At 61.2% G+C, this 8,224-nt stretch carries 6 protein-coding genes and 1 pseudogene; 1 reads left to right on the top strand and 6 read right to left on the bottom strand.

The features are described from left to right. Positions 1-123 precede the first annotated feature (123 nt). From RIE31_07685 to RIE31_07660, 6 genes and pseudogenes are all read right to left on the bottom strand, one after another. On the bottom strand, positions 124-597 hold the full coding sequence (locus tag RIE31_07685) for a DUF2924 domain-containing protein (GenBank protein ID MEQ8640465.1): 474 nt from the start codon (positions 595-597) through the stop codon (positions 124-126). Between the two features lie 2 nt (positions 598-599). Next, positions 600-1,163 (bottom strand): DUF3489 domain-containing protein, encoded by a 564-nt coding sequence (locus RIE31_07680; protein MEQ8640464.1) that lies wholly within the window; start codon positions 1,161-1,163, stop codon positions 600-602. Positions 1,164-1,302: 139 nt separating this feature from the next. Continuing rightward, complete coding sequence (terL, locus tag RIE31_07675) at positions 1,303-2,814, bottom strand: phage terminase large subunit (protein ID MEQ8640463.1); 1,512 nt, start codon at positions 2,812-2,814, stop codon at positions 1,303-1,305. Further along, entirely contained in the window at positions 2,795-3,307 is a 513-nt protein-coding gene (locus RIE31_07670; GenBank protein ID MEQ8640462.1) for a DUF5681 domain-containing protein, read from the bottom strand. Before RIE31_07670 ends, terL begins: the two co-directional genes overlap by 20 nt. Next, positions 3,297-4,631, bottom strand: coding sequence for a DNA methyltransferase (locus tag RIE31_07665; protein MEQ8640461.1), 1,335 nt, complete (start codon positions 4,629-4,631; stop codon positions 3,297-3,299). The genes RIE31_07670 and RIE31_07665 overlap by 11 nt, the downstream gene beginning before the upstream one ends. 1,013 nt (positions 4,632-5,644) lie before the next feature. Then, positions 5,645-5,755, bottom strand: a pseudogene (locus RIE31_07660) (DUF4357 domain-containing protein). Between the two features lie 241 nt (positions 5,756-5,996). On the opposite strand from RIE31_07660, the gene RIE31_07655 reads away from it, so the two are divergent. Then, on the top strand, positions 5,997-8,213 hold the full coding sequence (locus RIE31_07655) for a tetratricopeptide repeat protein (GenBank protein ID MEQ8640460.1): 2,217 nt from the start codon (positions 5,997-5,999) through the stop codon (positions 8,211-8,213). Positions 8,214-8,224: the final 11 nt, after the last annotated feature.

The following is an 8,224-nucleotide window of genomic DNA, read 5'->3' as shown; positions in this document are numbered from 1 at the left end:
CCTTCGCCCGCCTGGCTCCTGATATAGGCCGCGCAGGCCTCGCGCTGGGCGTCCAGGGAGTTGAAGTCCTGCTCCAGCCCCTCTTCGGAGGACTTACGGGTATAGACCGCACAGCGTCGGAGCTTAGGCGCGGTCATCACGCCGGCCCTTCAGGCCGAAGAACAATGGCCCGGACCAGCGGCTGCCGGTGATCTCCCGGGCCACGGCAGAGAGCGAGGCCCAGGTCCGGCCGCGGTACTGCACGCCGGTCTCCAGCACGATCACCTCATGGGTGGCACCCTGCCACTCTCGCAGTAGCCGCGTGCCGGGCTTGACTGTAGTCGGGGAGCGAGGCGGCGGGCGGCCGGCGGCGATCTCATCGGCGGCCCGGGCCAGCCGGCGACGGGTCACCGGCCGCAGGCCTCCGAATGCCTGTTCCTGCAGGCGGTAGGCCACGGCTCGGGTCATAATGGCGCGCCCCAGCCGTGACGGCGGCGGAGACCCGTACAGGTCCTGCCACCGCTGTTTGAGCCCGTCGAGCGGCAGTTCGGGCAGGGCCGCCAGGTCCTTGGCAAGGACCTGGCCGGCACCTTGTTTTCGCACCATGCGCCGCCGCACCGTCAGTTCCGTCCAGCGATGCGGTAGACCCGGCCGCGGCCTTCGATCCTCTCCGAGATCACTGCCAGGCCCAGCTTCTTCTTGAGGCTTCCGCTGATGGCGCCGCGAATTGAGTGCGGCTGCCAGCCGGTGGCTTTGACCGCGTCGGAGATTGTAGCGCCGGCCTTGCGCTTTAGCAGGTCGATCAGCAAGGCCTGCTTGGTGCCGGTACGCATACCGGTGGTTGCTGACAGTTTGGTGGTCTTCTTGCGCGGCTTCTTCGGCTTCGATTGGGTCGTGGGATTGGCTGCTTCGGCCGTATCGCCCGGCGTCACGCCGATCGCGTCAAGTCCCGCATTGGTGATGGCAAGTGTAAGGCGCTTGCCGTTGTCCTCTTCGCGCCAGGCCTCTGTACCGGGAGTGGCCGGGTGCTCTTCGACCAGCCCCTTCTTCAGCAGGCTCTGCAGGACGGTCTTGGCCGCTCCGGGATTGAGGGAAAGTGAGGCGGGCATAGGCAGGACGGCGCCATCATCGCGCCTGGCGGCATGGGCCAGGATGACCCGCTGGGTATCGGTGAGTTTGGACATGGGGTGGTTCCTCGTGTCTGGGCCATGGACCACCATGGCCTCCCACCACTCCGAGCCCGGAGGTCCGGGCGGACCACCATGCATGCTTGCTAAACCGTGGAAGTCCAGCCCGAACAAGGCTCCAGGATCTGGTGCCCTGTCAGTACACGTCTCGCACGGGATCACGGTGTAGAAAGAATTCCATTTCATCCCGCCAGTGCGGGTCGTAATAGCGCCCCATGACGGACTCCCGCAGGACGTACGAGCCGGACATATCAACCGGTTGGGCTTTCACGACGTTCCCGAGATACTGCGACAGGCTGTCGACCTGATCGTCAAAGCGCCCGTCGGGGAACTGCAGGACTTCAGTCCGGAAGGTGTCCAGCCAGGGCGCATCCTTCGGCAGATACACGTCGCCGTTTTCGATCTTCAGCGACTGGCCTGCCATGCGGGTCACCTTGTCCGCCTGGGGGTTGATCGCGATGACCCGCATGGTGTTACTGTTGCGCAGATCCTGAATCAGCTGCGTGCCCGAACCCTTGTCTTCAATGAATACGGTGTCTGCCGTGAACGTGGCCTTCAGCTCGCTGATCTTCTTGAGGAGATAGGGATATTCGACCCGACCGCGCCAGACATGAAGCAGGTAGTGCTTTCCGTCTCGCAGCAGCCAGGTGGTACAGACCGACCAGTCGTTGAACTCCGACGCCTTGGACGCCGTATCCCAGCTTTGAATGACCACGTCGCCAGCCACGCGCTCCGGTGCCTGGTCGTAGGACCTGAACCACGCCCAGCGGATCATATTGCCTTCGATGGGTAGCGGGTTCTGCTGGTACTGGGCAGAGAAGTTGTAGCTCCCCAGGCTCCGTCGTATCCGGTCCAGGGTGTCACGCGATTCCCGGTCCTCATGGAGGACCTCTCCCGCGTATCGGCCAAGCGTTCTGCCGTCACTCAGGACAAAGTTCTCGTCAACTTCGGCAATGGCCGGCAGGGAGATGTGCTCCCAGTCCTCGTCGGACTCGAGGAGGTGGCCGACGAGGTCGTTCATGTGCAGACGCTGGGTGACGACGATGATGACATCATTGGCCTTGTCGTCGAGGCGGGAATAGACGGTCCCTGAGAACCACTGGTTGACGGCCGACCTCTGCGCTTCGGACTGGGCGTCGTCGGCCTTCAGGGGGTCGTCGATGATGATGACGTTCGCACCGCGGCCCGTCAGCGTGCCGTTGACCGACGTGGTGTAGCGGTATCCCTGGCGGGTGGTGGTGAAGTCCAGCTCGGCAGAGCGCTTTTGCGACAGGCGGGCGCCAGGGAAGACGCGTTTGTACCAGCCAGACTCCATGACAGAGCGGCAATCACGGGCATGCTTTGCCGCCAGATCGATCGAGTACGAAGCGCAGATAAAGCGCAAAGCGGGATTGTGTCCAAGAAGCCAGGCCGGAAACGCCACTGAAGTGATAATCGACTTCAGATATCGGGGCGGCATCGTAATGATCAGGCGATTGCAGTCACCTGCCGCGCAGCGCGTCAGTGCGTCCGCGACAAGGTCGATGTGCCAGTTGAACAGATAGGCGTCTTTCGGCGATACCGTCTGGAACACACGCTGGACGAAGGTCGCGAAGTCATAGCGGGCGGTCTCGTCCAGGGCGCGGCGGCTAAGGAGATCGACGGGCACGGCGGATGCCTGACCTTGCCTTCCGGGTCTTTGCTTTCGGCGCCTTGGGCTTCGGTTTGTCATGGTGCGGTTTGTCATGGAATGATTCCTTCCTCTTTGATCGACGATTGTTCCCCGCCATCAGATCGGCGAACCTTGTTCTGAGACTGTCGATGAGCGCCTGCTCTTCGGCAGACAAGTGTTCCTGCTCGACCTCCGGCTCGCCATAGCCCGTGACCCGGCCGATGAGGTCGAGGACGCCGTGCAGGGCGCGCAGGTCGCCTTCCACCGCCTTGTTCACATGACGTTTGACGAGGGCCTGCTGCTTGCGGATACGCTTCTCCCTGCCGCCTTCACGTACCGTGATCTGGGCATTCAGCTCTTCTTCCAGGTCAGTGCGCAGGTTGCGGCTCCGCTTCGGCCGGCCGGCCGGGTTGCCGGAACGGCCCTTGCGGAACCGGGTGTGTTTCGGCGGCTTGCCGTAGCCCACCTCATAATCGTCGCTAGTCGCCATGGCTTGCTTCCAGGGTGTGTTCGGATTGGCGGCGATCCCTGACCTCGGCGAAGGTCTGGTTGGTGGTGACGAGCCGTGCCTCTTGCCCGCTCTGGGCCTCCCAGCGGCGGATGATGGTGTCCACATAGGCCGGATCCAGCTCCATGGCGGCACAGCGCCGCCCGGTGATTTCGGCGGCGATGACGGTCGTGCCACTGCCGGCGAAGGGGTCGAGGACGAGATCGTTGGGTCGGGTACAGTCGCGGATCGCATCGCTGACCAGAGCGGTCGGCTTTACCGTCGGATGCATGGCAAGATCGTTCGCTCGACCGGCCCGGAAGGTATTGGCGCCGGCATACTCCCAGACATTGGTGCGATAACGCCCGTGCTTGCCGAGCTGGATAGTGTTGGTGTGGGGGTCAGCGCCGTTCCTGTAGACGAACACCAGCTCGTGCCGGGAGCGGTAGAACGAGCCCATGCCGCCGTTCGACTTGACCCAGACGCAGAGGTTCACGGGCACAAGCTCCGTCTGACGTGCTGCCGCCACCAGCGGGTATTGATGGCGCCAGTCCATGCAGACATAGAGAACGGCACCGCGACGGCAGCGCTGCTTGATCAGACCGAGAGTGGCAGCGAGGAAGTTGGTGAACTCGGCTTCCGAGAGCTCTCCCGAGGCCATGGCGAACTCACGGTGCCGGGCCTTCCCCAGGCCGGAGACATGCCCTTGGACCGGAACGTTGTAAGGTGGATCGGTAAAGCACGCATCGGCCAGGTCTCCGTCCATGAGGCGGGCATAGTCCTTGGCTTGCAACGCATTGCCGCAGAGCAGGCGATGCTTACCGAGCCGCCACAGGTCGCCCACATAGGTGACGATCCTTGCGCCCGGTTCTCCTGCCGGCAGGGAGTCGACATCCGGTTCCGGCTCATCGCCGTCAAGAAGGAGGCGGTCGATCTCGGCAATCTCGAAGCCTGTGAGGGAGAGATCGAAGTCGGTCTCGACCAGGGATTCGAACTCCAGGGCGAGCAGCCTCTCATCCCACCCGGCTTCCGCCGCTATGCGGTTGTCTGCAAGCACATAGGCCCGCTTCTCGGCCGGGCTCAGGTGCTCTATGCAGATCACCGGTATTTCGCTCAGGCCGAGCAGTTTTGCGGCCGCCAGGCGACCGTGGCCCGCCAGGATCATATTGGCATCGTCCATGATCAGTGGGGCCCCGAAGCCGAATTTCTCCAGGCTTCGGGCCAGTTTCTTGATCTGGCTCGGGCTATGGGTTCGCGGGTTCCCGGGATTCGCTTTCAGCAGATCCACAGAAACCATTTGGACTTGGTGATTTTGGCGGTTGAGCATGCATCAACGGATATCGCTCCAAAGCGATGTCCGTCGACTAGGCAACCCTGTCATTTGCATAGACGGAGGAAAACCGATGGAAACTCGTAGTTTCTACAATGCACTGCCGCCCGATACGTTGATTTGTACGATGGAAGACATCGCGAGGTTTTGGGGGGTCTCTTTGTCTACAGCCCACCGCTGGCGCCGTCGGCCGGAAGGTCGATTTTTCGAAACTAAAACGTACCCCAATGCGGGCGGTGGACTTGGTAGGATCGTATGCAGTCGTGCGAATTCACTACAGGCGTATAAGGACGACATGGTCGCTATGACAAGTGAGGCGAGACGCGCCGCCGCCCATCAGCGTTGGGATTCTTGCAACGTGAGTTCCGGGCATGCCTGGAACTACAACGATTGACGATGCCAGGGGCTAGTGTGCTAGCCGTCTTATGATCGCTACAGGATCGGCCCCTAGGACCTTGGCGATTTCCAGGAAATGGTCAACCGAAATTGCCATCACAAATCGGCGGTTGTTATACAAGCAGGGATGGATCACTCGCCGGACACAGGAGCTGCCTAGGAATCGTATCGAGGAGATCAATCTTAGGCAGTCGATCTTGGACCGCATATGGGGAACGGGCCGACTGACCGTCTCTGGCACAGGCGGTGACAAGCCCATAAGGCTCCCCACCATCGATGATCCGATCGCTTTTCGTCGCGCGCTGATGGACGAGATGCCTTAGAACGGTGGACAGATACAACGAGAACTTTGATGGAAGTTCCCAATTCAGCTGATCTGCGGGCCGCTTCGCTACTATAGGGGAAGCCTGGCCTTAAGCAGGGTTCTAGTGTTGCCGCTGCAACGTCACTCGGAATCCAGTGCGCTTGGCTATCGACCGCCGGCGCTACAAGCCAGGTTGCCCCACCCTGCTGTGCCGCCCTACGCTCCGCTTCGGACGGCCCTGCACGGTGGGCCATGACCGCCGGACTCCAACTTAACCGGTGGACCACTCCACGGGGGCAGGTCAGGCCTCCTAGTCGGCATACTTCCGGCCATCAAGCGGTTTCCAACGTATCCACCTGTTCGCGCTTGCTCCGATTACGGTCGCAGCTGCGGCCGAGGCGGAAGAAAAGCCGTAGTCGCTGGTGAAGACAAGTGGTCTGCGCCCGACGGAAGGTTACTGAGTGGATTTCCTTGGGATGGCACGCATGCGAGTCTCGGTGGCATGCGCACCGGGATCTCCATCATCGTCTCGCCGCCGGATCGCGCTACGCTAGTGTGAACGCGAATGTGAGGAGAGCGCATTGGGGCTGTTCGAACATCTCTTCGGCAAGGGGCGTCATCCTACCCCTCCTCGGAAAGCAACACCACGCGTTGTAAGGCAGGTGTGCGTGCCAGGAGATGTCTTGTGCGATGATTACGTGGTCAGGCTCCTCCTTGGACAAGGCGGGATGGGAGAGGTCTATCTCGTCGAACATGTGTCTTCGGGCGATTTGCGCGCTGCCAAGGTCATGCGGATTCGCAGCGGCGCGACCGATGCCGATCTGGTCGGTTTTCGGCGGGAGGCGCTCTCACTGCTGAATCTCGGCAACCACTCTATGGTCGTTCGGCTATTCGACGTGCGGGAAGACGGGCGGGACATCATCTTACTGATGGAGTTTGTGGCTCCTGAGTCCGGCTGTACGACGCTTCAGGACCGCATTGCCAGAACCCAGGACTACAATGACCGCCTCATCGGGGTGTGGTCGGTACAGTTCTGTGTGGGAATGGAACATGCCTTAGCATGCGGGGTGGCGGCGCACCGGGACATTAAACCCGGAAACCTGCTGGTGGGCTCCAGCCCATTTCTTAAGGTGGCGGACTTCGGCCTCGCGCTAGCCGCAAGCCACCATCCTGCGGTTTTTGACGACACGCCCAAACGGGTGTCGCAACTACAATGGCTGAAATCCGCGGACGGTCGCCAGACCTGCGGGACGCCGGGATACATCGCCCCTGAACTGTTCGCGGGAGGCAAGGCATCACCGCAAAGCGACATGTTTAGTTTTGGCGTGACACTGTGGCAATTGGCAGCCAGGTCGCTTGCTCCACCGTATGAGGTCAGTGTCGGTGGTGATCTCATGGAGTACCAGCACGCGATTCTCAAGAAGGCGCATGCTTATGCGGTGAGGCGGGTCGACTCGCCGTACTTTGAAGTCATTCGCCGCTGTCTCGCGCCCGACCCGGAGCGGCGTTATCCCGACTTCCCCGCTTTGCGCGAAGCAATCAAAAGCGCGGCGAAGGCTGCGGGTGTCGGAGCAATGGATTTCATTGTCGCCCCCGGATTTCGCGGAAGCCTAGAGGAATACGTAAACCGGGGGCGATCCTACCTTGTCCTCGGGCGCTATGAACGGGCGTTGCGTATTGTTGAGCAGGCGGTGAAGCACAAGCCGGATTCGCCGGAAGCTCTGGTGGCACAGGGGGAGGCCCTGATTCATCGCGGACAATTCAGACAGGCGTTGCGCGCCTATGAGTCCGCTCATCGTCTAACTCCGGACACCGATGCGCCGTTGACGGGACTCGCATTGGCATGGCTGAACATTGGTAATACGGCGCAGGCTCGCGCCGCGCTTGACCGCGTGCTTTCTCGTCACCCGTCCAATCTCGATGCGCTGCTATTGCGCGCGCGCGTGATGGGCGCGGAAGGAAACAATCGCGGCGCGCTCCGCGCTGTAGAAAAAGTGCTTGCCGCCGACCCACAGGACTGGCGGGCGCACGACTATCACGGGCGCGCATTGTGGAGTTTAGGAAAGCCTGCCGAAGGTGCGAATGCTTTCAGTACGTGCCTGCGCATCAATCCGCTGGCGCTTGACGCGCGCCTAGCGCTTGCATCGCTATTTACCGAGCAGAAAGACCTTGCGGCAGCCGACACCGAATACCAGCTCGGAATTCATCTTTTCAAAGGCAATGTCGAAGCACTCAACAAGATAGCTGCGCATATGGCCGAACACAGCCACGCGAGGAAAGCGATAGACCTATTTCAAGCCATTGCCGCTGCCGAGCCTGACTCCCGATCCATCATGCTGGTGAATATGGGGAATGCTCATCTTCGTTTGGATGACAGGCAATCTGCTATCGACTCTTTTCAGCGGGCAATCAAGGCAGACCCCCAGAACGCGTTGGCCTACAGCCGGCTGGGTGACATGGAGAACGAGAATGGTCGGATAGAGAAAGCAGCCGGCTATTTTGGGCGCGCTTGCGCGCTTGAACCCGAAAATTCCAGCTATCACGCAAGCGCGGGAACGGCCTATATGCAATTAAAAGACAATGACCGGGCCGCGACGCATCTGCGTCGGTCGACTGAGCTTTTCCCGGAGCAACCGCTCACTCTCTACAACCTTGCGGTGGCGCTGCTGTTGACCGACTCTGAAGACGCCGCCATCAAGGAACTAACCAAAGCCGTGCTTATCGACGAAGGATACGCACGGGCATGGTATCTGAAAGCGCAGGTCGAGAAACGCCTGGGACGAACTGGCGACGCGACGGCCTCGGCCCGCCGTGCGGCTGCGAATATCTCAAACCTGGACTCTCACGAGCGAGAAGGATTACGCGCGCTGCTTGGGTGAGAACAATGCGC

Source organism: Alphaproteobacteria bacterium, from assembly GCA_040218575.1.
Classification (GTDB): Bacteria; Pseudomonadota; Alphaproteobacteria; order JAVJRE01; family JAVJRE01; genus JAVJRE01.
The sequence above is the reverse complement of the archived record's forward strand: the minus strand, read 5'-3'. Positions and strand labels throughout refer to the sequence as shown.

Excerpts from the sequence above, each read along its gene's own strand:
- RIE31_07680 (MEQ8640464.1), bottom strand. The coding sequence starts at position 1,163 with ATGTCCAAACTCACCGATACCCAGCGGGTCATCCTGGCCCATGCCGCC.
- RIE31_07670 (MEQ8640462.1), bottom strand. The coding sequence starts at position 3,307 with ATGGCGACTAGCGACGATTATGAGGTGGGCTACGGCAAGCCGCCGAAA.
- RIE31_07665 (MEQ8640461.1), bottom strand. The coding sequence starts at position 4,631 with ATGCTCAACCGCCAAAATCACCAAGTCCAAATGGTTTCTGTGGATCTG.